Raw genomic sequence first — 24,252 nt, 5'->3', positions numbered from 1 at the left:
CAAAGAAGTCGGCTGAAAAATCCGGCGGTAAAATTGAAGTCAAACTCTTTCCAAATGCCCAGCTAGGCGATGACCGCTCGATGATTGAGCAATTAGGACAAGGCGCTTTAGATTTTACCTATGCTGAAAGTGCACGTTTTCAAATTTACTATCCAATTGCTGAAATCTTCGCACTTCCATACATGATTGCAAACTATGAAACCGCTCAAAAAGCGCTATTTGATACCAAATTCGGTCAGCAACTCATCAAAGACATTCATGATAACCAAGGGATTACTATTTTAGCGCAAGCTTATAACGGAACCCGCCAAACCACTGCTAACCGCCCGATTAACGCACTAAAAGACATGAAAGGGTTAAAACTTCGCGTTCCAAATGCTGCACCTAACTTAGCCTATGCCAAATATACTGGCGCAACGCCTACCCCAATGGCATTCTCAGAAGTTTATCTTGCCCTTCAAACCAATGCCGTAGATGGACAAGAAAACCCACTTCCAACCATTCAGGCACAAAAATTTTATGAAGTTCAAAGCAATCTTGCCTTGACCAAACATATCTTAAACGATCAGCTTTTCCTAGTTAGTAATATGACCATGGAAGAATTGCCAGAAGACTTGCAAGCTGTTGTCAAAACAGCCGCACAAAATGCCGCTGCTTACAACACCGCTACTTTTGAAAAAGATGAAAAAGAACTTATCGGCTTTTTCAAAGAAAAAGGCATGAATATTACTGAGCCCGATTTAGCGCCATTTAAAGAAGCCATGCAGCCTTACTACGATGAATTCATCAAGAAAAATGGTGAAGCTGCAAAAGCCGCGATAGAGCAAATCAACGCACTTTAATCACTGACTGAGGGGCTTCGCCCCTCAATACTTACTTTCTTTACAAACTCTTGATAAAAGCGGTTACTCACACCGTTCTGAGCGACTTATAGGTAAAACAACAACATCGAAAACGAGGAGGCGCCCATGAAAGCAATTAACCAATTTGAAAAATGGATAGGCGGTATCGGCTTTTTGCTTATGTTTATCATCTTGATAATGCAAATTACCGCACGCTATATCCATCCGCTTTCTTGGAGCGAAGAGTTAGCACGACTTATCTTCGTTTATGTTGCCATGCTTGGCGTTAGCATGGGTATCCGCTCTCAACAACACGTTTTTATCGACTTTATTACCAATAGACTTTCGCCTCGACTCCAACGCAGCGTCTTTACCCTTGTCCAACTGCTTATCTTTATCAGCATCATTTTGCTTTTTTACTTTGGACTAAAACTCTATCAAAAAGCTGCCCGTACACCCAATGATTTAATCGTTACGCTTGGCATATCCGTTAAATGGCTGTATCTTGCCTTGCCTATCGGTTCAGCAATCATGCTCCTACGCTTTATCCAAGCGCAATACCAAAACACAAAAGACAAACTAAGCTTAATCCCCTCTCCTATTTATATTATTGCCAGCGTCATTCTCATTGCTCTCATTCTATGGCAACCAGAAATCTTCAAAGCGCTACGCATTAGCCAATACACTAAACTCGGCAGTATCGCCATATACATCGTGCTTGGCTTATGGTTACTCATGATGTTTTTTGGTGTCCCTGTTGGCTGGTCACTCTTTATTGCTACCGTTCTCTACTTTTCTATGACTCGTTGGGGCGTTGCGAACTTTGCCGCCGCCAAATTAGTAGATAGCGTCAATAGCTTTAGCTTACTAAGTGTGCCCTTCTTTATACTAACTGGCTTACTGATGAATAGCGCTGGCATCACTACACGCATCTTTTCCTTCGCCAAAACCCTTTTTGGACACTATACTGGCGGATTAGGACACGTTAACGTATCGGCAAGCCTTATCTTCTCTGGTATGAGCGGCTCAGCGCTTGCAGATGCTGGCGGGCTTGGGCAAATGGAAATAAAAGCCATGCGCGATGCTGGTTATGAAGACGACCTCTGTGGCGGATTAACGGCTGCATCCTGCATCATTGGTCCACTTGTTCCGCCATCAATCGCTATGATTATCTATGGCGTTATCGCCAATCAATCCATTGCCGAACTATTCCTTGCTGGCTTTATTCCTGGTGTCATACTAACCATTGCGTTAATGACCATGAACTACGCCATCTGTAAAAAACGCGGTTACCCACGCGCGCCAAAAGCTAGCCGTGCCGAGCGTATCAAAGCATTTCGGGAAGCCTTTTGGGCAGTACTTACCCCACTCCTAATTATCGGTGGCATCTTTAGTGGAATCTTTACGCCAACCGAAGCCGCTGCCTTTGCCGCACTATATGCGGTTATCCTCGGCATGTTTATCTATAAAGAGCTTACCTTTAGCGCGCTCTTTGCAAACTGCGTAGAAGCATTAGCCATTAGTGGAGTAACCGTTTTAATGGTGATGACCGTGACCTTTTTCGGCGATATGATTGCCCGCGAACAAATTGCCATCAAAATTGCCAATGGATTTATGGCATTTGCCGACTCGCCATTGATGGTACTCATCATGATTAACCTACTATTACTATTCTTAGGAATGTTCATTGATGCCTTAGCGCTCCAATTCCTCGTCCTTCCTATGCTTATTCCCGTAGCGGCACAATTTAATATTGACCTTATCTTCTTCGGCGTGATGACCACCTTAAACATGATGATTGGAATTCTAACGCCACCGATGGGCATGGCACTATTTGTGGTCGCAAGAGTTGGAAAAATGCCGGTTTCTACCGTGACGAAAGGTGCGATACCCTTTATTATTCCAATCTTTATTACCCTTGTTATACTTACGATTTTCCCACAAATCGTTACCTTTTTACCCAACTTTATTATGCGCTAAGGATACCTATGGAACTCATTTATCGTCATCAACCGCCTTGCTTTATTAGCCAAGCTGCAAAACAAGTCTTAGATTATTTGGCTCAGACAGACCTCTCCAAACTGCCAAATGGTAGCCATCTCATTAACGGAGAAACATTTTATGTTAATATCTTCCACTATACGACGGCGGAGTCAGAAGCGCGCATTTGGGAAGCGCATCAAAAATACCTAGATATCCACCTCGTATTGGAAGGACAAGAAACCGTTTGCCAAGCCTTTTTACCGACTGTAGAAACAGGAGAATATCAAAGCGAAACAGATTACTTACCGATTGCGCAACAAACAAAAGCACAAACGCGCTTTCTACTCACCCCTGACGAGCTAGCAATTTTTGCACCAGAAGATGCACATCAAACGGGGCTAATAGTAGAAAAACCCCAAAAAATTCGTAAAGCCGTATTTAAACGCCTAATAAAGCCATGAGCCAATCCTACGAAAAAAGCATTATTCCATTAATAGAAGCCAAACTAGACAGTTTCACCAAAGCTGAAAATATCATCGCGCAATACTTCATTCGCGATTGCACGCCAAACGATGACCTCTCTGCTAAAGTGATTGCTAATAAACTAAACGTTTCCGAAGCTAGCCTAACGCGCTTTGCCCAAAAATGTGGATTTAAAGGCTATCGCTCCTTTGCTTATGCCTATCAACCGCCAACCAGTCCCGATAGCGAACCACATATCCAGCCAATTTTAGCCAGCTATCAAGAACTCTTGAACAAGACTTACTCTATTGTCAATATGTCGCAAATTCATCGCCTTGCGCAAATGATTACTGCTGGTAAAAAAATTAGTATCATTGGCAAAGGCAGTAGCGGAATGGTGGCAAGAGAAATGCATTTTCGCTACAAACGAATCGGTATTTTTTGCGAAGCAATTGTTGATGATGACCATATTCGCATCAGTGGTGCATTAGCCAATGAAGACAGTCTAATGATAGGCATTAGCATCAGCGGACAAACACCTATCATCATCGATACTCTAAAAGCTGCTAAAGAAAATGGTGCGCAAATCTTATTATTTACCGCTAACAACGATAAAAGTTTTAGCCAATATTGCGATGAAGTCCAACTTATTGCGAAAAAAAACCAACTCGAACATGGTAGACTTATTTCACCACAATTCCCTGTATTAGTGGTTTTAGACATGCTTTATGCCGACATAATCCGAAAAAATCCAATGTATTACGATAGAATTTGGCAGAAAACGTATAATGCCATTAAAGGTTAGCATGACTAAAAAGAGAGAATATCTATGATTTTAACCATTGACATCGGTGGCACCAGCATCAAATCCGCACTTTATCGCGAAGACGGTGAAGCTATTGAAACCTTTCCAGAGCAACCAACCCAAGTTAATCAAACAGGCAATACCATTGCCGAACAAATTGTTGCTTTAGCGAAAAAAGTCCAAGAAACGCATTCGATTAAAGGCGTGGCAATTTCCAGTGCTGCCATTATTCATCCAATAGAAGGGAAAGTCATGGCGGCTGGACCAACCATTCCCGGCTATGCAGGCACTGAGCTAAAAAAAAGCATTGAACAAGCCTGTGGTGTGCCTTGCACCGCTGAAAATGACGTTAATTGCGCTGCGCTTGGAGAAAGTTGGTTAGGTGCTGCCAAAGACAGCCGTAGCGTGATTTGTATTACTGTTGGCACAGGCGTTGGCGGTGCTTTACTCATGGATGGTAAGCTCTGGCATGGCCATAACTATGCTGCGGGTGAAATCGGCTTTATTCCAGTCCCTCCAAAGGGTGATATTTATGAATTGACTGCTTCAACAACCGCTTTAGTACGGATGTATGAAGAAAAAACAGGCGAAAAAGCCAATGGAAAAATCATCTTTGCTCGTGCCGCAGACGGTGAAACAATGGCTAACGAAGTGATTGACCAACTTATTGAAAATATTGCCACAGGACTCTTTTCTGCCATCTATTTATTTGCGCCAGAAACCATTATTGTTGGCGGTGGGATTGCACAGCAAAAACAAGTGATTGAACCTAAATTACGTGCTGCCTTAGAGCGTCGTATTATTCGTCCTTATCTCATGCCTAAAAAAATTGTTTGCGCAGAATTGGGCAATTCTGCCGGTATGATTGGTGCGCTTAGACATTTCTTACAAAGCCAATCATAATTTGTTCATTGCTGAAATAAAAAGCCGTGCATTTTATGTGCGGCTTTTTATTTAACAAGACGCCTACATACGGAAAACAAATAATATTTTTTCTATTCTTAAGGACACGCTGATTAACTCGTTTGTCTGATTGATTTTCGAATTAAATCATAGACATTTCTGTTTTGCGAGTTAATCAGCGGCTCTTAATGTACCTATCTCTGTATGCTTTTTTTAGGGAATTTATCTATAGTCTCCTACCAATTCTTTTTTCAACTTCTCTACGCTCCCATTCATCATCAAACCATTTCCATGGACTAAAAATGAAGAAAGCTCGACACGCTAAACCGACACCCCATCCAAAAGCAACCCAACCTACCCATAAATAATGCGGTGAGGTCAATAAATTAATAACCAATAGAAATAAGATAATCACTATATATTTGCTCAAGTGAAGATAAAAATTTCTTTGCTGACGAACAGTATTGAGGATTTGTTGCTCTTCTGATGTTAAATGACCAATTTTGTTTTCTTCGTTCATTGTCGCTCCTTGTAAATTCTGAACTGTCATTTCAAAAACAGCGGCCAATGCTAACCAAGACTCTAGCCCTACTCTTTGCCCACTTTCAATGCGCTGAATAGTACGAGTGCTTAAACCAGCCATTTCAGCTAACTTCTCTTGCGACCAACCTCGCGCCTCTCGCATAGCCTTAAGTTTTGTTTGCATGATTATTCCGTTTAATTAATGACAAGCTAAGTTTGTCAGTTTAAAGGAGAAATGAACACAACAGTACCTGACAAAAAACCGACAGCAATTGAGTTTATAAAGAAATTTAATGCAACCAAAGCCTTAGTTTTAAGCTCCACAAAGGCTGTAGCCCACTTAATCCTTGCTTTAGTTGCCCTTGTTTTAAAATCACATAAGATGGCGTAACCCTACCCTGCCAATCTTGAAAAATCTTCCCTTGCTCATCATTAATCGTTGTAAAGTCATAATGATGTTCTTGTAGATACTTAGCGACCGATGGATTATCGCCCGATTGAACAGCAATCGTCACCACCTCATAGCCATCAGATTTTAATTGTTGAATTTTTGGACTCATATAGCGACAAATGCCACACCAACTTCCCCAAAAATAGATTAAAACCGGTTTATCCTGACTCAGTGCCGCAATATCAACCAACTGACCTTGATAATCCGTTAATTGTAATTGCGGTTCAGCTGGTTGTACGGGTTGCCGCCACCAATTCACGACAAAATAAATCAGCAAAAAGACAATAAGTGCTTTTAATGCTTCAAAAGCAAAACGACGGATTTTTTTCATCTATATTCGCTTATGCCATGCCTTTTGCTAGCGCTTGGCAAATATCTTGCGCATTTTCTAGCCCCACCGATAAACGAATGACACCATCTGTAATGCCAACACGATCTTTTTCTGCTTGTTCAACCCGATAATGCGTTGTCGTATCAGGATGCGTAATGGTTGTACGCGCATCCCCTAAATTGCCTGTGATAGATAACCACTCACTGCTATCAATCACTTTCCAAGCTGCTTCTTTTCCGCCTTTTAAGGCAAAACTCACCATGCCACCAAATCCTCTAGGCATTTGTTGTTTTGCCAAGGCGTGTTGGGGATGATTTTCTAAGCCCGGATAATAAACTTTTTCTACCGCTGGTTGTTCAGATAACCAACGCGCAACGGTCATCGCATTTTCACAATGTCTATCCATACGAATCGCTAGTGTTTCTAACGATTTCAGGAAAATCCATGCTTCAAATGCATTCATTGTCGTCCCACAACTACGCATTAATTGATAAATCTGTTCTCCATCCGCTTCAGATTTACTAACAATCACACCGCCTAATGCACGACCTTGCCCATCAATATATTTTGTTGCGCTATGTAGAGAATAATCTGCACCTAAAGCTAAAGGCTGTTGTAGATAAGGGGTTGCCATACAATTATCTACTACCACTTTTATTCCATGTTGATGCGCTAAATCTGATAACGCAGCGATATCACCAATATCTAAAAGAGGATTGGCTGGGCTCTCTAAAAAGAATAATTTGGTATTGGGACGAATGGCTTTTTTCCAATCTTGAATATCCACCAAATCAACTAAAGTCGTTTCTACGCCAAATTTTGCAAATGTTTTGCCAAACATCGTTAGCGTTGAACCAAAACAATTTCGCGAACAAACCACGTGATCACCAGCAGATAGCTCTGCCAAGATAATCGTTAAAATCGCGCCCATTCCCGTTGCGGTTGCCGTTGCGCGCGCGCCACCTTCTAAAGTTGCCATTCTTTGTTCAAACATTTGTACTGTCGGATTGGTAAATCGACTATAGCTAAAAGTTTTTATCCGTTCTGCAAAAATATCGGCAGCTGCTTGGGCGTTTTCAAATGTAAACGAAGAAGTTAAAAACAAAGCAGGCGAGTGTTCATTTAACGGACTTTGATAAAGATTTGAACGAATTGCTTGTGTTTCAAATTGATACTCAGAAGATTGCTTACTCATTATTGAATAGACTCCAGTTGCAATGGATAATCATTATTTTCTATTTCAGGTGGCAAATCACTATCAGGGGCAATATGGTCGGTATTTTGGTCGGTAGTCATATCATCACTCATCGACTCCAATATAATTGGATTATCTGCCGAAAGTGCTGTAGTTTGTATCGCCTGTTGGCGACGTTGCACAGAATCTATTTCGGGACGTGTTGCAGAGCGATTAGCAGCAGTTTCTTGTAAAGATGTTAATTCAATCGTTTCTGCTTTTTCAGTTACTTGTGGATGAGAAGGCGTTTCTAACGTTTCTAATACGCCAACATTATTAGAATCTATTGCCTCTTGAACACGCGCACGAATATTCAGAGGCAATTTTGCAATTCCCCAATTGGCTAAATTAGAAAAACCAGGTACCAATTTTGATTGCTGCCACCAAGGCTCTTTATCAATGCCGGGATAAAGAGAGGCAAAAAAGACGACTAATGCACCAATAATCACGCCTCGCGCTATTCCAAACAACATTCCTAATAAGCGATCAAAGCCCGTTAATCCTGTTGCATTAAACAGAGAAGCAATCAACAGATTTAATAAGCCAATTGCAAATAGTGATAAGATGAAAAGTAGTCCAAATGATGCTAGATAAGAAATTCTGTCATCTACAATGAACTGACTAACAAACTGTGCTGATACTTGCTCAGAAAATTTATAAGCGACCCAAAGCGCGATTACCCATGCCGCTAATGACAAAATTTCTCGCACTAAGCCACGAGCAATACCAACTAGTGCCGAAATAATAACAATACCGCCTAGTATTGCATCTAAAATATTGATTCCTTCTAAATTCATGGTTCCCCCTAATTAACGCGAAACTTGACGAGCATTGATGCCCATTTTTGATAGTTGCTGTAAGGTATCAGCCACCTGTGCATCTGTTAATGGTCCAATGTATACTCGATGATATCGACGACCATTGACTGTCGCTGTTTCAATAGCTGTGCGCATTTTTTTCTCTTTCAGACTACTTGCTAATCGTTGAGCGTTTTCCATTTCACCAAATGCACCAGCTTGCACCCAAGCACTTGCTTTAGCATTAGATTTCTCCATTTTTTCTTCTTGTTTTTCTACTGGAATTGAAGTCTTTTCCACTGTCTTTTGTGCATTTGAAGGTGGTATAACTTTATTATTCGGAGTGGCGCCGGTTTCCCGATTAGTTAAAACAGGTGGTGGCGCCCCTTTATTACTTTCCATATCTTCTAAAGAAGTTAATGTAATCGTTGTTTTAGAGTCAGGCGCTGCTGCCGGCGTTACTGTTAAATTTGCATCAGAACCAGAAGATTCCATCCGAGTTACTGTTTGATGAGAAGAAGACTCACCTCCTTGTAGGATTGGAGGCGTATTAGGATTAAACCATCCATCAAAGAAAAATAATCCTACGATGACTAAAACCATCACCCCTAAAATTCTTGCCAGCCACTTATTCATTGCTGCTCCATTGTTTAAGAATTTCGCCTACTGTGACAAATGAACCCATTATCACAATGCTTTCATTAGGTTTTGCAGTTTTTCGAGCCGCTGACTCTGCTTCACAAACGCTATTAAAACAACGAATAGTTTGCTCAGGAATTCCTGCTTGCAAAGCTTGAACACGTAAAACTTCTGATGCCGTTCCCCGCTCGCCATCTAAAGAACATAAATACCAGCTATTAGGAAAATTTGCTAAATGCCTAAAAACGGCTTGATGATCCTTATCTTTTAGCATGCCACAAACCATATGAAAATGCTCATTTTCACGCTGCACACTGACTAAAAAATTCGCTAAGATTTCAGCACTATCGTTATTATGCGCAACATCAACAATATATCGCGGCTGCCCCTCTTTAATCATCAATCGCGCGGGATTTTTAGCTTCTTTCATCACTTGTGTCATTGCCGAAGTGGTTAAAGGAAACCACTGTGCTAACACAGCTGCCACAGTGGCTAAATGCCCATATTGATGTTCACCACGCATTTGCGTTGGTTGAGGCAATTCAAAGCTGGCTTGTGGTAAATGCAGTTCAAAAGTGGTTTGGTGAAGTGCTACGGTTAAATCTTTTCCAAAATGCCATACTTTTGCTTGATGATGCTGCGCAGCCGATAAAAGCGTCGCCGGTGGATGTTTATCTGCAAATACAACACGCTGATTATCGCGCATAATTCCGGCTTTTTCTTGCGCAATTTCCTCAATCGTATTTCCTAACCAATCTTGATGGTCTAAACCAATACGCGTAAAAATAGTTGCATCTGCTGTTTGTAAATTAACTGCATCTAAGCGCCCGCCTAACCCAACTTCTAATACGGCAACTTGAGGAGGACATTTCGCCATTAAATAAAAAGCCGCTAAGGCAGACCACTCAAAATAGGAGAGAGAAACTGCGCCTCGCGCTTCATCAATAGCATCAAAAGCAGCGCATAGCTCTGCTTCTGTCACTTGCTTTCCTCGAAAACGAATGCGTTCACGATAATCTAATAAATGTGGCGAACTAAAACTCGCCACTGAAATCCCATGCGCCAAACACATCGCTTCTGTCCAACAAACACAAGAGCCTTTACCATTTGTGCCTGCAACACTGACAATATGTTCTGCAATTTTGGGCGCACCTAGCGCCTGCCAAACCTGTCCTATTCGAGTAAGACCTAAATCCCAACTTTTAGGATGTGCGGCTTCCTGCCATGCCAACCATTGCGCTAAACTTCCCTTTCCGCGTGGCGTTGATACTTGCATAATCAAGAAGCCGAATCGCTACCGCTGCTATCACTTACACTATCATCAGAAGCAGCCAAAGCCTCTGAAGACTGTGCTTTCTCAACCTTATCATCAATCGCTTCAGAAACAGCAACAACTGGAATTGTCGGCTCTGCTTCAACCGCTGCTTGCTTTTGGACAGCTGGTTTATTGAGTAACAAAGTTGCTAAATCCACTAACGTTTCACGCATTTTACGACGATCAACGATTCGGTCAATCGCGCCTTTTTCCATCAAAAATTCACTACGTTGGAAGCCTTCAGGGAGCGTTTCTCTGACCGTCTGTTCAATAACCCGCGGGCCAGCAAATCCAATTAAGGCGCCCGGTTCTGCCAAAATAATATCACCTAACATAGCAAAAGAGGCAGACACTCCACCCATTGTTGGATCTGTTAAAACAGAGATAAATGGCAATCCCGCATCACTTAATTGCGTTAAAGCAGCAGAAGTTTTTGCCATTTGCATTAAAGAAGTCAGACCTTCTTGCATTCTTGCACCACCACTGGCTGCAAAACATACAAAAGGTGTAGCGTGTTCAATTGAATAATCCACCGCACGAACAAAACGTTCACCAACCACTGAACCCATCGAACCGCCCATATAGCTAAATTCAAAAGCAGCAGCAGTAAAGTTTTGACCCAAAATTTTACCGCTCATGGCGATAAGCGCTTCGCTTTCTCCGCTAGATTTAGTCGCTTGCGCAATTCTATCTTTATAGCGCTTACTGTCTTTAAACTTCAGAAAATCAGTAGGCTGAAGCTTTTCTCCAATCTCTATTCGCTCTGATTCTTTATCAAACAAATTGTCTAATCTATCACGCGCCTTAATCCGCATATGATGTCCGCATTTAGGGCAAACTTGCTGATTAAACCTTACATCTTGTGCATATAGCACTTCTGTACATCCAGAGCATTTCAACCAGAGACCATCTGGTACTTGCTGATTTTTATTTTTTGTTTTAATGCGCGATGGCATCAAATTATCGAACCAACTCATAAATTATCCTCTTTAGCATCTAAAGCAGAACGGATAGTGTGAACAAAATTTTCGGCACAAGTGATGACATCGTCGTCATTTTCTGCTGCTGCATACAACTGTGCAACCAAAGCAGAACCAATAACTACGCCATCTGCAAATTCAGCCATCGCTCGTGCCGTTTTTCCATCTCGAATACCAAAACCAATACACACAGGCAAATGGGTTTGGGCTTTCACTTGCGTTACCGCCGCTGAAATATCCTCTGCATTAGCCGCTTGCTTACCGGTCACTCCACGCAAAGAAACATAATAAATAAAACCTTGCGCCGCCTGAATAATTTGATTTTGACGAGTCGCACCTGTTGTTGGTGCTAATAATAAAATTGGCGCCACTCCAGCAGCTTGTAAATCCGCTTGATAGTCTGGCAATGCTTCTATCGGACAATCCACCAAAATAACGCCATCAATTCCTGCCGCTGAAGCCTCTTTCATCACAGAAGCAAACATTCGACGCTCAAAGCTATTTAAATAGCCCATTATAATCAATGGTGTATGATTATTGGTTTGACGAAATGCTTTTGCGATTGTTAAAACATCTATTAAAGTAATCCCTCGTGCCAATGCACGCTCATTGGCTTGCTGAATCGTTTCTCCATCCGCGGCTGGATCTGAAAAAGGCACACCCAATTCGATTAAATCTGCGCCGCCTCGGACCAATGCGTGCATAATCTCTACTGTTTTTTCTGGCAAAGGATCGCCAGCAGAAATATAAGGAATTAATGCTTTTCTATTTTGTGCTGATAATTGCTGAAAACACTGTGTAATCCGTTTACTCATACTGCCTCACAGAGTAATGCCGTCAAGCGCGGCTACTGTATTGATATCTTTATCGCCTCGTCCAGAAAGGTTCACCACAATCCGCTTACCTACGCCCAATGTTTGCGCTAACTTCATCGCATAGGCAACCGCATGTGAGCTTTCTAAAGCAGGAATAATTCCTTCTAGCTGACATAAATCATGAAAAGCCTGCATCGCTTCCTTATCGTCCGCTGAAACATATTCAGCCCGACCAATCTCTTGCAACCAAGCGTGTTCAGGTCCAACACCGGGATAATCTAAACCAGCGGAAATAGAATGCGTAGCAGAAATTTGTCCATCCTCATTGCTCATCAATTTCGTGCGATTACCATGTAAGACGCCTACTGGCGCATTCGCGGTTAAAGGTGCAGCATGTTCGCCACTAGCAATGCCATGCCCACCCGCTTCCACACCAATTAAACGCACGTCTTTATCTTCATAAAAGGGATAGAAAATGCCCATCGCATTAGAGCCACCGCCAACACAGGCAACAACTGCATCGGGCAAACCACCAAAACGCTCTTTTGATTGCGCTTTAACTTCTTCACCAATCACCTTTTGAAAATCCCGAACCAACATTGGATAAGGATGAGGCCCTGCCACCGTGCCAATAATATAAAAAGTCGAATCAATATTAGCGACCCAATCGCGCAAAGCCTCATTCATAGCATCTTTCAGCGTCTTACTACCCGATTCTACAGGAACGACTTTTGCCCCCAATAGCTTCATGCGATACACATTAGGCGCCTGACGCTTAACATCTTCTGCGCCCATATAGACCACACATTCCAAACCTAAGCGCGCTGCAACCGTTGCCGTTGCCACCCCATGTTGCCCTGCCCCCGTTTCTGCAATCACGCGTGGTTTACCCAAACGCGCAGCTAATAACGCTTGCCCAACCGTATTATTGACCTTATGTGCGCCCGTGTGATTTAAATCTTCCCGTTTTAACCAAATCTCCGCACCGCCTGCCTTTTTAGTAAGGCGCTCTGCAAAATACAAAGGCGAAGGGCGCCCAACATAATCGCGTAATTCCTCACGAAACTTTGCCCAAAACTCAGGTTCATTCCTTGCTGCTTCATAGGCTTGTTGCAATTCTAATACCGCCTGCATCAAAGTTTCTGCAATAAACTGTCCGCCGAAGCGTCCAAAATACCCGCGTGCATCAGGAAAAGAAAACATATCCGTCATAAAACCGCCGCTTTTGCTGCTTGAATAAAATCGCGTATTTTAACAGATGATTTTATTCCCGGCGCGCTTTCCACCCCAGAAGACACATCCACCGCCCAAGGACGTAATTGACGAATCGCCTCGCCCACATTCTCACTATCCAATCCGCCTGCCAAAATCACAGGCTGAGCAATCCGAGGCAAACACTGCCACGCAAACGTTTGACCACTTCCGCCCATCTGAGCAGCACCAAAAGCATCAAATAAAAAACCATCTGCCTGCGGATAGCGGGCAACATAATCTGCCGCCTGCGCTTGAGATAAATCACACATCGGCACCGCCTTTATCCAACGCCTGCCAAATTGATGACAAAACTCTGATGATTCATTGCCATGAAACTGTAAACAATCTAGCGGTACACGTGCCAATACCGCTCGAACAAATTCCTCTGTCGGATTAACAAACAAACCAACCGTCTGCACAAAAGGCGCAACCAAACTTACCAACGCTTTCGCGCTGACCACATCCACTGCTCGACGAGACTTCTGATAAAAAACAAAACCCAACGCATCCGCACCCGCCTCTACAGCCGCTAAAACATCCTGCGTTCGCGTTAGCCCACAAATTTTTACTCGCACAGCCATCCCATTCTCCCAAACCATAAAAAATTAAATTCTCTCTTTATTCAAAATGACAAAATTGCTAAATAAACGATTATGGCTTTCAGCCTATCGTTAATCTTGCTAAACTGCGAACAATTTTTCAAAAGGAGACCACATGAAAACATTAAAATTACTTACCATTGCAGCCATTGCCACCACCAGCTTAGCAGCAACCGCAGCCGTCAAACAAGGACAAAAATTTGGCGATTTTGAAGGCGTTTGCCAAGGCAAAGAATGTGCCGTTGCGCAAATCTTCAAAAACGCTGAAAACACACCAGTTGGACGCATCGTATTACAAAAAATGCCACAAGCAGGCAACAACCCCGTCGCCATCTTCACCTTACCACTCGGCGTCAACCTACAAGCAGGCGTAGGACTAGCCATTGACACCAAAGAAGTAGCTCGTGTGCCATTTGACTTTTGTGACCAAGGTGGCTGTAACGTTGCCGTTCCCCTACAAGGCGACCTACTGAAAAAAATCAAAGCAGGTAACAAACTACAAGTAGCCGCTTTCGTTGGCGACAAACAACAAACCATCGAATTTTCACTAAAAGGCATCACTAGCGCTATCAACGCCCTTTAAAATCTACGAAAGATTTTATCCAGCCAAAAAGCTCGAGTGCCACTCGGGCTTTTATATATAGTTACTACTTTTACAAAAACAATAGAGTTTGCTTATGCAGCATGAGAGTAAAATTCTACATCAAACCAGTAAAATAGAACTGCTTTTACATCAATGGGAACAAAAAATTTGGGACTTCTTGCCCAATCTACTCTCAGCAGCATTGATTTTTATTATCTTTTGGATACTTGCCACACTTGCCCGACGCGTCGCGCGTAAATTAGCCGAAAGAATGGACAAAAAAGGGATTTGGATTACTTGGGCGTGTTGGTCTGGATACAGCTTCTTTCTTATCTCTGGCATATTTTTAGCTCTAGAAGCCGTAGAGCTAACACCATTTCTAACCCATATGCTTGCGGGCGCAGGGATTTTAAGCGTTATTATCGGACTTGCGCTAAAAGACGTCGTTTCTAACCTGTTTTCTGGCTTACTTCTACGTTCACAACACTTATTTTCCTTAGGCGATTGGGTACAAATCGATGGAACATTAGGACAAGTCAAAGTTGCTGGTTCATTAACTACCAGCTTAGAAAACCTAGCTGGTCAGTGCATTGATATTCCCAACCACCTTGTCTATCAAAGCAAAGTCACTAACTTTTCTACCAATGGCAAACTTCGCGTCATTCTCTCCTGTGGCGTAGCTTATGGAGAGGATTTAGCACGCGTCCATCAAATTGCGTTATCAGAAGCACAACAAATTCCACAACGCAACCAAGATATGCCAATTGACTGCTACTTTACCGAAATTGGCAGTTCTAGCTACCAATTTATTCTTCGCTTTTGGATTAACTTTCAAGACTATAACCAATATCTTGAAGCAATGAGCACAGCAATTATGCAAATTAAAGCACGATTTGATGCCGAAAAAATTTGCGTTGCTTATAATACGACAACACTAGATTTTGGCGTAAAAGGTGGCGTAACGCTAAGTGAAATGCCTATTTCTGTCAGAATTTCACCCAATTCTAGCGCTAACTCACAATCTCAACCACAAACATCCCCTCAATGAAACAATTAACCATTCTTATTTCTGGCGGCGGTTCCAACCTAGCCGCCATTATTGCCGCCATCAAAGCGGGAAAAATCTCTGCACGAATTACGCGCATCATTGCTGATCGCGACTGCGCTGGTAAGCAACACGCTTTTGATGCCAACATTCCCTTTCGCCTAATTGATAGAAAACTGCCTAAAGCCGATTTTATTCACGAACTCTCAAGCGCTATTGCACCAAAAACAGACCTAATTATTCTTGCGGGATTTCTTAGCATCATGCCAGCAGAAATTATTCAAGCATTCCCGCAACGCATCATTAACCTTCACCCTTCCTTATTGCCCAAATTTGGCGGAGCAGGAATGTATGGATTAAAAGTGCATCAAGCAGTGATTGATGCAGGTGAGCAAGAAAGCGGTTGCACCGTCCATTATGTAGACACTGGCATTGATACTGGCAAAATCATTGCACAAAGCAAGACAACCGTGCAAACAAACGATACCGCAAGCGATTTACAACAACGAATTGCCCCATTAGAACATGAACTATTAGTCAACACTATCCAGCAGCTATTAGCAAAAAACTACATTTAAAATGAAAATATATCAATAACTTAATAAAATCAGGATTTCATAATGACTGCAATAAACCATTCTGTTAATAGAATTGATTGGATAGACGCTGTCAGAGCCATTGCTATTGTTTTAGTGGTATTAACGCATGCGCATGAACTATCTAACGTAAATAATATTGGTACACAAAGTCTTTTATATAGTATTGATAGAATAGGTGTTCCATTATTCTTTATGATTTCAGGTGGTTTACTATTAAACAAATTATATCTTGTCGATAAACTAAAGTTTTATCGAAAAAGAATTCCTCAATTTATTTTTCTACTTTTATTTTATTCTGTTTTAACCAATTCCATTCATTTTTATTTTTCAGGATTACCTATTTCCGAAGCAATTACCAAATCATTTAAAGAATATAATGGTATCTTTTCGCAAGATACAGGGGTAGCTGTACATTTATGGTTCTTATATGCCATTATCTTTTTATACCTATTAGCCCCATATCTTTCATTATTATTAGTGAACTTAAGCAATAAAGAAATCTTAGTTATTTTATTGGTACTATTATTCTTACATCAATTTGCTTATACTTTAAATTTCTTCAATTTTCCAATTATGTTAATTGAACGAATGAAATACGACCTTCATCTTTCTTATGTATTTTACTTTATTTTTGGATACTATTTTATTGATAGAAACATCATTAATACGAAAAAATGGATAAATGTTTTTCTCGCAATGTGCTTACTTATTATTCCAATAATATTTTTATATTATTATGAAAGTAAAAAACAGCAATTTATAGGAGAGTTTCACTGGTATGCCACTTCTATCTTTATTGCATGTTCTAGTGTCGGCGCAATTATTTTACTTAAAGCCTATTTTGAAAAAAGAACTTATCCTCTTTTAACAAAAATAGCACGTTATTCTTTTGGAATTTATTTAATACATTATGCTGTTATGCTTTTTGCAATCGGTATCTTTAAAAATAGCTTTAATCATTTTCATTGGTATGAAAAAACCTTATTTCTACTGATTATTAGCATACTAGTTTCATATTTTCTCACTTACTGGCTATCAAAAATGAAAAGATTTAGATATTTAGTTATGTAAACCTTTTACTCGATACTTCAGATTAATTTATCTCAAATACCGCAAGTGCTGTTTTGCTAGCGCCAATTGCCGTGTAAACAGCAGAATCCTTACAATACCGACCCGAAGCATTTTTAATGGCTGTCGCTATTGCTGCTTCTACTGCCTTTGCGACGCCAATTGCCTCTCCTGTTAATACCTTAGTTTTAACAGCAGGCAGCTATCGATTTGCAGATTTCGCGAAAGTAGGTATTCCGCTGCAATTATTGACGCTACTCGTTGCTATTTTTCTTATTCCGCTCCTCTTTCCGTATGTCTAACATCGCTATTTGCCGCGCTTTAATTGCTTCACCTAATGCCGCGCCCTTTAACCCCTCAGCCATTAACGCTTGAGGGGAAACTGCTTGCACACGCTGCATCGCTAACTTTATTTCCTCAATAAGCGATTCTGATAACCCTAGTGCTTGGGCAAACACCAATACTTCCCCCTGACGACGCAATCCGCCTAACGCTTTTAAATTCTGCCAACGCGCTTGAGTTGACGCCGTTTGCCACTCTCGCAGGGTATCTGCATATTCATTCACCCAATTCATCCATTGCACAAATCGCGTTGGTAAGGGGAGTCGTTCTATCAGTGCTTGTTGCACGGCTGGCAGTTTTTCTGCCCATAAAGCAAGCCGCGCTTCTGGCAAAGTCGTTTTCTGAACAGCCGCTTGTAAACGGATATTGGCTTTTGCAAAAGCTTGCGGTGGAAAATCCGTTTGCCCTATCAAAACAAATAATGCACCAACTTTTTCTAATCCTTCAAAAAATCGCTGTGGCTGCGCGTAATGCAAGGCTTTTTCCAATTCCTGCCAAACGCGCTCCGCCGTTAAAGTTTGCAACTCACCCGCATTCACCATTTGCCGACACAACACTAACGTCTCCTCAGCAATTTCAAAACCCCGTTCAGAAAACCGCGCCCAAAAGCGCATCAAGCGCAATACTCTTAACGGGTCTTCGACAAAAGCAGGCGAAACATGGCGTAATTGGCGCGCTTGAATATCCGTCACTCCACCAAAAGGGTCTATTAACTCGCCTGATGAGGCTTGCGCAATCGCATTTATCGTTAAATCTCGTCGGATTAAATCCTCTTCCAAGGTAACAGACGGCGAAAAAGCCACGCTAAAGCCTCGATGCCCTTTGCCAGACTTCCGCTCTGTGCGCGCCAAAGCATATTCCTCCCCCGTTTGCGAATGCAAAAAAACTGGAAAATCCTTGCCAACTTGCTTAAATCCTGCGGCTAACATCTCTTCTACCGTTGAACCAACCACCACATAATCGCGGTCTTTCACTTCAAGCCCTAAAAGCGCATCTCTCACTGCGCCACCCACTAAAAAAACCTGCAAAATAATTTCTCCCTGCCTACAATAGCCATACAATTTAACCTATTGTAAACAGATGCCTACTTTTTTCGCTATTTTTATTGGGGGCGGACTTGGCGCTAGTGCTCGACATTTTCTAAGCGCCGCGCTAATTCGTTATCAAATCCTCTTTAGCCCTTGGGCAATCCTTGCCGTTAATCTACTCGGATGCTTTCTAATTGGATTATTAGCAGCTGTGCTTATGCGTCAGCCACAGCCACTTTGGCGCTTATTTATCATCACGGGTTTTTTAGGCGGCTTTACCACCTACTCTAGCTACATCTTAGACCTTATCCAATTAGGGGTAAAACACCTACCAAGCGCGCTTCTTTACCTAAGCATTCACTTAATCGGAGGGCTGCTCTTATGTGGATTAGGGATATTTTTAGGAAAAATGCTATCACACTTTTTTTATTAAAAAGATTGATAATCTGCCTATTTTCCACAAAATACCGCGTTATAATGTTCCGCCCTCATCCAAACCATTCACTATGACCCAAGCTTTCACGCATATTGGCATTATCGGCAAATACGGCGCTGACCATACTGGCGCGACCATTGAGCGCGTCATTGCCTTACTTGAAAAACAACAACTGCGCTATACCATTGCCGCTGATACCGCGCCGCCAGAGTTGAAAAACCATTCACACTGTCGCCCGATTAAAGATTGGCAAAGCGACATTGACCTTGCCGTTGTTATCGGAGGCGATGGAACCTTTTTATATGCAGGACGAATGCTGCACGCTAAAAACATCCCATTAGTAGGAATTAACGCTGGTCGGCTAGGATTTCTTGCTGACTTATCTGCTGACGCTTTAGAACCACAACTAAGCGCAATCTTAGCCGGTGATTATTGCTTAGAAACACGGCAAATCCTAAGCGCTACCATTGAAAACGCCCATCAAATTCGCGGAAAATTTGTCGCCATTAACGACCTCGTCATTCACAAACGCACTATGGCAAGAATGGTAGAGCTTAATACCTATAACCGTGGAGAATTTCTTTGCCATTACCGCGCCGACGGTCTCATTCTTTCCACCCCGACCGGCTCAACCGCCTATGCCCTATCCGCTGGTGGACCCATTCTTGAGCCAAGCCTAGACGCGCTAATTATTGCGCCCATTTGTCCGCACACCCTCACGCATCGCCCTGTTGTCGTTGGTTCAGGTAGTGCCATCACCATTACCTTAGGTGATGACCCGCAAGATATTCAATTAACCATTGACGGACAAGAAGAATTTCTACTACAAACAGGCGATTGCATCCATACCCGCCATCATGGAAAAATCACTGTCTTACACCCCTCTGACTACCGCTTCCAACACCGCTTGCGCCAGAAACTCAACTGGGGCATAGACCCTGACCACCCTACCGACATCCATTAAACCATGCTCAACACGCTTACCATTGACCAATTCGCCATCATCGACCACAGCGAAATACATTTCAAAAAAGGCTTTAACATCCTCACCGGAGAAACTGGCGCAGGAAAATCCATTCTCATTGATGCCATTGGACACATTCTCGGCGAACGCGCCGATGCCTCTCTTATTCGTCATGGCGCCGAAAAAGCCGATATCCAAGCGTGGTTTTCACACATTCCGCCCGCATTTGTGCAAATGCTAGAAGACAATGAACATCTCGACCCCGACGCGCCCGACCAAGCCCATTTGCGTCGCACCATTCGAGAAAAAGGCAGCAAAGTCTTTATCAACAGCCAAGCCACCACCGCTGCCAAACTCAAAGAATACAGCAGTCAACTGGTCAACATTCACGGACAACACGCCAACCAAGCCTTACTACAAAGTCCAGAACAACGACGTCGTATCGACCGCTATGGAAAACTAGACACATCCTTACAAGCCGTTGCTGAAGCCTACCGCCATTGGAAAACCTTAGAGCAACAACAGCAAGAATGGCAAAAAAGCCGAGCAGCCCAACAAGAACGCTTAGAATTGCTGAACTATCAACTACAAGAATTTGATAGCATTGCGCCTAAAGACAACGAATTTGCCGAATTAAGCGAGCGACATAGTCTACTTGCCGCTGCTGATGACATTCTTGCGAAAGGCACGCAACTCATCGAACTGCTCTATGAAAACGAACAAAATATCAGTAGCCATTTGCATTATGCCGTCCAACTCGCCCAAACCTTAGCCGGCGAGCATAAAGCCTATCAAGAAAGTGCGGAACTCATTGAACAAAGCCACATCTACCTAGAAGAAGCGCGCGATACCCTCAACCGCCAACTTAGCCGAATAGAGCATAACCCTGAAGAATTAGCCGCATTAGATGAACGCATGACGCAATTACACACCCTTGCACGCAAACATCGCATTGCCCCCGAAGCGCTCACTGAACACTGGGAAACACTCGCAGAAGAGCATACTGCCTTACAAACCACACAAGAAAAAGGAGACAACCTCAGTAAAGCCGTTAAAAAAGCAGAAGCCCATTATTACCAAGCAGCTGAAACCCTAACTGCGGCAAGACGCACTGCCGCAGATGAATTAGCTGCCGAAGCGCTGACTTGGATTCGCCAACTGGGCATGGAAAAAGCACAATTTCAAATTGCCCTCACCCCTGCCAATAAACCCAGTATTCACGGCATGGATGAAGTTACCTTTCTACTATGCGCTAACCCTGGACAAACCCTTCAGCCATTAGCAAAAGTGGCTAGCGGTGGAGAACTTTCTCGAATTAGCTTAGCCATAGAAGTCGCTTGCTTAGACGATAACGCCGTTCCACATACCCTCATCTTCGATGAAATCGATGCGGGCATTGGCGGTGAAGTTGCCGATACCGTTGGGCGCTTACTTTCAAAACTTAGTCAAACGCGACAAGTCCTATGTATCACACATTTACCCCAAGTTGCTGCCTATGCAGCACATCACTATCGCATCGAAAAAACCAGTGATGATACTAGCACCCAAACGCGCGTTATTCCCCTAGATAAAAAAGCACGCATCACTGAAATTGCGCGAATGCTTGGGAGTGCGGAAAGCACCACCAGTCGTCAGCATGCTGAAATGATGCTAAAAGAGCGACAAAAAAAATCTCCCTAATCTCTGCCGAGTTTTCTCCCGCGCTATTATCAAAACGCTATAATTTTAGCTTTCTAACCCTTTAGGAGAAAACCATGGCATCTTCCAAACCGCTTATCTACATTTTGGCAACTGGTGGAACTATCGCTGGTAGCAGCAGTGATGAACTCAATGCCAGTTACCAATCTGGCACACTTACCGTTGATAAACTCATCTCTGCCGTCCCCGCAATTAACGAACTGGCAGAAATCAAAGGCGAACAAATCGCCAACATCGGTTCACAAGAAATGAACAACGACATCTGGCTTAAACTAGCGCGACGTACCAACGAATTGCTCAATGGCGAAGCAGATGCTGTCGTTATTACCCACGGAACCGATACCATGGAAGAAACTGCCTACTTCTTAAACCTAACTGTTAAAAGCGACAAACCCATTATTTTAGTGGGTGCAATGCGTAATGCTGACTCTCTCAGTGCAGATGGTCCGCTCAACCTATTCAATGCAGTCAACGTCGCCATTGATAAACAATCCATTGGTAAAGGCGTTCTCGTAGTCATGAACGAAAGCATCCATGCTGCCCGAGAAGTGGTAAAAACCCATACCACCGCTGTCGAAACCTTCCAATCACCAAATACCGGTAAAATCGGTACCGTTTTTTATGGAAAAGTCAATTACTACCTACAACCTACTCGTAAACACACCACTAATAGCGCATTTAATATTGCAGAAATCACAGAACTGCCTCGTGTAGACATTCTCTATGGCCATAGTAACGACTATCCAGAATTTATCCAAACCGCCATAGACGCTGGTGCAAAAGGAATCGTGATTGCTGGAATGGGAAATGGCAATCTTTATCCAAGCGTCCTGACCGCATTAGAAAAAGCTGTCAAACAACATCAAATAGCAGTCGTTCGAAACACTCGCGTTGGCAGTGGCGAAACCACCATGAACGGCGAAATCAACGACGAACAATACGGATTTCTCACCCCAGATAACCTTAATCCCCAAAAAGCCCGCGTGCTTCTTATGTTAGGACTGAGCCGAACCCAAGAAAAAACCACACTGCAAAACTACTTTCTAACGCACTAAGCAAATGAGCGAAGAACCGCTAATTCTTCGCTCCTGATACTACTATACAGCCGTTAATGATTTTTCATCCCTTGATAAACGAACCCACACCTTTCCGCGACTTTCTGACTAGCGATATTTTCTGGATGCGTTAGAATAAGCAAAGTTTGAATATCTGTATGTTCTTGCAGCCATTTTTCTAAACGAACGACCGCATCGCACATCATACCCCGCCCGCAATAATCCTTTGCTAGCCAATAGCCCAAATTTGCCGTTGGTGTTTGCAATCCTCGCGCACAGACCGTCCCAATAACGCCTTGCTCATCTACCACCGCAAAATGCTTTTCCGTTCCTTTCTCTTCTGCTACCAAAACTTGCTGTAAGAACGCACGAGTCTCTTCAACGCCGTTGGTTTTCTCTACCCAAGGCAGGAACCGCCCCAAATGCGCACGATTACTATCAATCAACGCAAATACAGCGTCTGCGTCAGCAAGCTCAAACGAACGTAATATCGTCATTAACATCTCCCTAAAGCGCATACATATAGCCAAATCAGCTAAAAACGGAACTTTCTATAAATCCTACCTAGCTACTTCTAGCGGTAAGGTAATGTTTATAAAACGTCCTGTTTTTTAGTTGATTTGACTATAAAACGCCATATGACTTTCTACATTGAAACTTAACATCTAAATATATAGTGCAATCATCTAAAGCCCAACCCAATCCAAAGCAGATAAAAGAATAAAGTATCAATACAATCCATCCGCCATTCTTTGCGGATTTACTTAATCCAAGCCCACATCTTTTCAATGGGATTTAAGTCTGGACTATAAGGGGGTAACCAAACTATTTCATGCCCATGCTCTTCAATGATTGCTTGAATATCACTGCGTTTATGAAAAGCGGCATTGTCCATGACAATTACACTGTTTTTAGGTAACTCAGGTAACAGTGCTTCTCTCACCCAATGAGAGAAAATATCGCTGTTAATAGAACCATCATATAAGCGTAAGGCAAACAATTCTCCATTGATAATGGCTCCAATCGCATTGCTCTGGTTCTTTAAATGCCAGTTATCACTTCCATGACAAACTTCTCCTTTTGTGCTGTAGCCATAAGGTCTATGATCAAAGGCTTTAAAACCACATTCATCAAGATAGACTATCGGTTTGTCTTGAGCGGTCTTATCTACTATTTGTTCTTGAAAGTGCTCTCTTTTCTCTGTGTCGGCTTTTGGATGTTGGTTAATCTTTTTTTATGCGTTATCTTTAGTCGCTTTAGAGCATAACAAATCGCTGATTGCGAGCAATTAAAACGTCTAGCGCTTTCCCATTGGTAATCATCAGGATACTGCTCAATATCCTTAAGCAAGGCTTCATCATCAATCTTTGAGGGCTTACGCTCAGTAAAGCCTTTAGGATGGGGATTTTAATCCAGCTATAGACGGTGAATTTGCTGATCTTGTAGCGCTTTGCAACAGCGCGCCAAGTTTCTCCATTAGCAATATCGTTAAGAATTTTCTG

The 24,252-nt window shown here is 42.5% G+C and carries 27 protein-coding genes and 1 pseudogene; 14 read left to right on the top strand and 14 right to left on the bottom strand.

Translation table 11 applies throughout. The features are described from left to right. The 5 genes from A5N85_RS04050 to A5N85_RS04030 all read left to right on the top strand — a co-directional run. Window positions 1-842 (top strand): sialic acid TRAP transporter substrate-binding protein SiaP (locus A5N85_RS04050; RefSeq protein WP_072576090.1); only part of this gene is annotated, 842 nt, incomplete at its 5' end. Window positions 843-968: 126 nt separating this feature from the next. After that, window positions 969-2,822 (top strand): TRAP transporter large permease, encoded by a 1,854-nt coding sequence (locus A5N85_RS04045; protein WP_072576087.1) that lies wholly within the window; start codon window positions 969-971, stop codon window positions 2,820-2,822. A gap of 8 nt (window positions 2,823-2,830) precedes the next feature. Next, complete coding sequence (locus A5N85_RS04040) at window positions 2,831-3,286, top strand: NanQ anomerase/TabA/YiaL family protein (protein ID WP_072576086.1); 456 nt, start codon at window positions 2,831-2,833, stop codon at window positions 3,284-3,286. Further along, window positions 3,283-4,092 carry a MurR/RpiR family transcriptional regulator gene (locus A5N85_RS04035; RefSeq protein ID WP_072576085.1) on the top strand — a complete coding sequence of 270 codons (810 nt, stop codon included), beginning with the start codon at window positions 3,283-3,285 and terminating at the stop codon, window positions 4,090-4,092. The genes A5N85_RS04040 and A5N85_RS04035 overlap by 4 nt, the downstream gene beginning before the upstream one ends. A gap of 24 nt (window positions 4,093-4,116) precedes the next feature. Further along, entirely contained in the window at window positions 4,117-4,995 is an 879-nt protein-coding gene (locus A5N85_RS04030; RefSeq protein ID WP_072576084.1) for an ROK family protein, read from the top strand. Between the two features lie 226 nt (window positions 4,996-5,221). Here the strand turns inward: A5N85_RS04030 and A5N85_RS04025 are convergent, their stop codons facing one another. From A5N85_RS04025 to A5N85_RS03980, 10 genes are all read right to left on the bottom strand, one after another. Then, a complete protein-coding gene (locus tag A5N85_RS04025; RefSeq protein WP_072576083.1) occupies window positions 5,222-5,701 on the bottom strand; it encodes a helix-turn-helix domain-containing protein in 480 nt (159 codons plus the stop codon). Window positions 5,702-5,807: 106 nt separating this feature from the next. Further along, window positions 5,808-6,299 (bottom strand): protein disulfide oxidoreductase, encoded by a 492-nt coding sequence (locus tag A5N85_RS04020; protein ID WP_072576082.1) that lies wholly within the window; start codon window positions 6,297-6,299, stop codon window positions 5,808-5,810. A 10-nt stretch (window positions 6,300-6,309) separates the two neighbouring features. Beyond that, complete coding sequence (locus tag A5N85_RS04015) at window positions 6,310-7,494, bottom strand: O-succinylhomoserine sulfhydrylase (RefSeq protein WP_072576081.1); 1,185 nt, start codon at window positions 7,492-7,494, stop codon at window positions 6,310-6,312. Beyond that, window positions 7,494-8,330, bottom strand: coding sequence for a CvpA family protein (locus A5N85_RS04010; protein WP_072576080.1), 837 nt, complete (start codon window positions 8,328-8,330; stop codon window positions 7,494-7,496). The genes A5N85_RS04015 and A5N85_RS04010 overlap by 1 nt, the downstream gene beginning before the upstream one ends. A 12-nt stretch (window positions 8,331-8,342) precedes the next feature. Beyond that, entirely contained in the window at window positions 8,343-8,966 is a 624-nt protein-coding gene (locus A5N85_RS04005; RefSeq protein ID WP_072576079.1) for an SPOR domain-containing protein, read from the bottom strand. Then, window positions 8,959-10,245, bottom strand: coding sequence for a bifunctional folylpolyglutamate synthase/dihydrofolate synthase (locus tag A5N85_RS04000; RefSeq protein WP_072576078.1), 1,287 nt, complete (start codon window positions 10,243-10,245; stop codon window positions 8,959-8,961). Before A5N85_RS04000 ends, A5N85_RS04005 begins: the two co-directional genes overlap by 8 nt. A gap of 2 nt (window positions 10,246-10,247) precedes the next feature. Beyond that, the gene (gene accD, locus A5N85_RS03995; RefSeq protein WP_072576077.1) at window positions 10,248-11,261 is read right to left on the bottom strand and encodes an acetyl-CoA carboxylase, carboxyltransferase subunit beta; all 1,014 of its coding nucleotides are present in this window, start codon (window positions 11,259-11,261) and stop codon (window positions 10,248-10,250) included. Next, window positions 11,258-12,079, bottom strand: coding sequence for a tryptophan synthase subunit alpha (trpA, locus tag A5N85_RS03990; protein ID WP_072576076.1), 822 nt, complete (start codon window positions 12,077-12,079; stop codon window positions 11,258-11,260). The genes accD and trpA overlap by 4 nt, the downstream gene beginning before the upstream one ends. Before the next feature lie 6 nt (window positions 12,080-12,085). Further along, window positions 12,086-13,282 carry a tryptophan synthase subunit beta gene (trpB, locus tag A5N85_RS03985; RefSeq protein ID WP_072576089.1) on the bottom strand — a complete coding sequence of 399 codons (1,197 nt, stop codon included), beginning with the start codon at window positions 13,280-13,282 and terminating at the stop codon, window positions 12,086-12,088. Window positions 13,283-13,287: 5 nt separating this feature from the next. Next, entirely contained in the window at window positions 13,288-13,914 is a 627-nt protein-coding gene (locus A5N85_RS03980; RefSeq protein ID WP_072576088.1) for a phosphoribosylanthranilate isomerase, read from the bottom strand. 133 nt (window positions 13,915-14,047) lie between these two features. Between A5N85_RS03980 and A5N85_RS03975 the strand changes: the two genes are divergently transcribed. The 5 genes and pseudogenes from A5N85_RS03975 to A5N85_RS03955 form a co-directional block, all read left to right on the top strand. After that, the gene (locus A5N85_RS03975) at window positions 14,048-14,515 is read left to right on the top strand and encodes an invasion associated locus B family protein (RefSeq protein ID WP_072576075.1); all 468 of its coding nucleotides are present in this window, start codon (window positions 14,048-14,050) and stop codon (window positions 14,513-14,515) included. Window positions 14,516-14,609: 94 nt separating this feature from the next. Continuing rightward, complete coding sequence (locus tag A5N85_RS03970; RefSeq protein ID WP_072576074.1) at window positions 14,610-15,563, top strand: mechanosensitive ion channel family protein; 954 nt, start codon at window positions 14,610-14,612, stop codon at window positions 15,561-15,563. After that, complete coding sequence (purN, locus tag A5N85_RS03965; protein WP_072576073.1) at window positions 15,560-16,138, top strand: phosphoribosylglycinamide formyltransferase; 579 nt, start codon at window positions 15,560-15,562, stop codon at window positions 16,136-16,138. The genes A5N85_RS03970 and purN overlap by 4 nt, the downstream gene beginning before the upstream one ends. 42 nt (window positions 16,139-16,180) lie before the next feature. Then, a complete protein-coding gene (locus A5N85_RS03960) occupies window positions 16,181-17,230 on the top strand; it encodes an acyltransferase (RefSeq protein WP_072576072.1) in 1,050 nt (349 codons plus the stop codon). Between the two features lie 26 nt (window positions 17,231-17,256). After that, window positions 17,257-17,529: pseudogene (locus A5N85_RS03955) on the top strand (SLC13 family permease); the annotation flags it as partial. On the opposite strand, the gene A5N85_RS16910 reads toward A5N85_RS03955, so the two are convergent. Beyond that, on the bottom strand, window positions 17,482-18,597 hold the full coding sequence (locus A5N85_RS16910) for a tRNA nucleotidyltransferase/poly(A) polymerase-related protein (RefSeq protein ID WP_072576070.1): 1,116 nt from the start codon (window positions 18,595-18,597) through the stop codon (window positions 17,482-17,484). The pseudogene A5N85_RS03955 and the gene A5N85_RS16910 sit on opposite strands and share 48 nt — an antisense overlap. Window positions 18,598-18,649: 52 nt before the next feature. On the opposite strand from A5N85_RS16910, the gene crcB reads away from it, so the two are divergent. The 4 genes from crcB (at window position 18,650) to A5N85_RS03930 (ending at window position 22,750) form a co-directional block, all read left to right on the top strand. Further along, on the top strand, window positions 18,650-19,030 hold the full coding sequence (gene crcB / locus A5N85_RS03945; RefSeq protein ID WP_072576069.1) for a fluoride efflux transporter CrcB: 381 nt from the start codon (window positions 18,650-18,652) through the stop codon (window positions 19,028-19,030). 73 nt (window positions 19,031-19,103) lie between these two features. Further along, window positions 19,104-19,997 carry an NAD(+)/NADH kinase gene (locus A5N85_RS03940; RefSeq protein WP_072576068.1) on the top strand — a complete coding sequence of 298 codons (894 nt, stop codon included), beginning with the start codon at window positions 19,104-19,106 and terminating at the stop codon, window positions 19,995-19,997. A 3-nt stretch (window positions 19,998-20,000) separates the two neighbouring features. After that, window positions 20,001-21,677: a DNA repair protein RecN gene (gene recN / locus A5N85_RS03935; RefSeq protein WP_072576067.1), complete on the top strand. Its 1,677-nt coding sequence runs from the start codon at window positions 20,001-20,003 to the stop codon at window positions 21,675-21,677. Window positions 21,678-21,751: 74 nt separating this feature from the next. Beyond that, complete coding sequence (locus A5N85_RS03930; RefSeq protein WP_072576066.1) at window positions 21,752-22,750, top strand: type II asparaginase; 999 nt, start codon at window positions 21,752-21,754, stop codon at window positions 22,748-22,750. A gap of 53 nt (window positions 22,751-22,803) precedes the next feature. Here the strand turns inward: A5N85_RS03930 and A5N85_RS03925 are convergent, their stop codons facing one another. From A5N85_RS03925 to A5N85_RS17190, 3 genes are all read right to left on the bottom strand, one after another. Then, on the bottom strand, window positions 22,804-23,247 hold the full coding sequence (locus A5N85_RS03925; protein WP_072576065.1) for a GNAT family N-acetyltransferase: 444 nt from the start codon (window positions 23,245-23,247) through the stop codon (window positions 22,804-22,806). A gap of 263 nt (window positions 23,248-23,510) precedes the next feature. Next, the gene (locus A5N85_RS03920; RefSeq protein ID WP_249023925.1) at window positions 23,511-23,924 is read right to left on the bottom strand and encodes an IS630 family transposase; all 414 of its coding nucleotides are present in this window, start codon (window positions 23,922-23,924) and stop codon (window positions 23,511-23,513) included. Next, the gene (locus tag A5N85_RS17190) at window positions 23,921-24,100 is read right to left on the bottom strand and encodes an IS630 transposase-related protein (RefSeq protein WP_249023998.1); all 180 of its coding nucleotides are present in this window, start codon (window positions 24,098-24,100) and stop codon (window positions 23,921-23,923) included. Before A5N85_RS17190 ends, A5N85_RS03920 begins: the two co-directional genes overlap by 4 nt. Window positions 24,101-24,252: the final 152 nt, after the last annotated feature.

The sequence above is a fragment of the Suttonella ornithocola genome, from assembly GCF_001889065.1.
GTDB classification, from domain to species: Bacteria; Pseudomonadota; Gammaproteobacteria; order Cardiobacteriales; family Cardiobacteriaceae; genus Suttonella_A; species Suttonella_A ornithocola.
The sequence above is the reverse complement of the archived record's forward strand: the minus strand, read 5'-3'. Positions and strand labels throughout refer to the sequence as shown.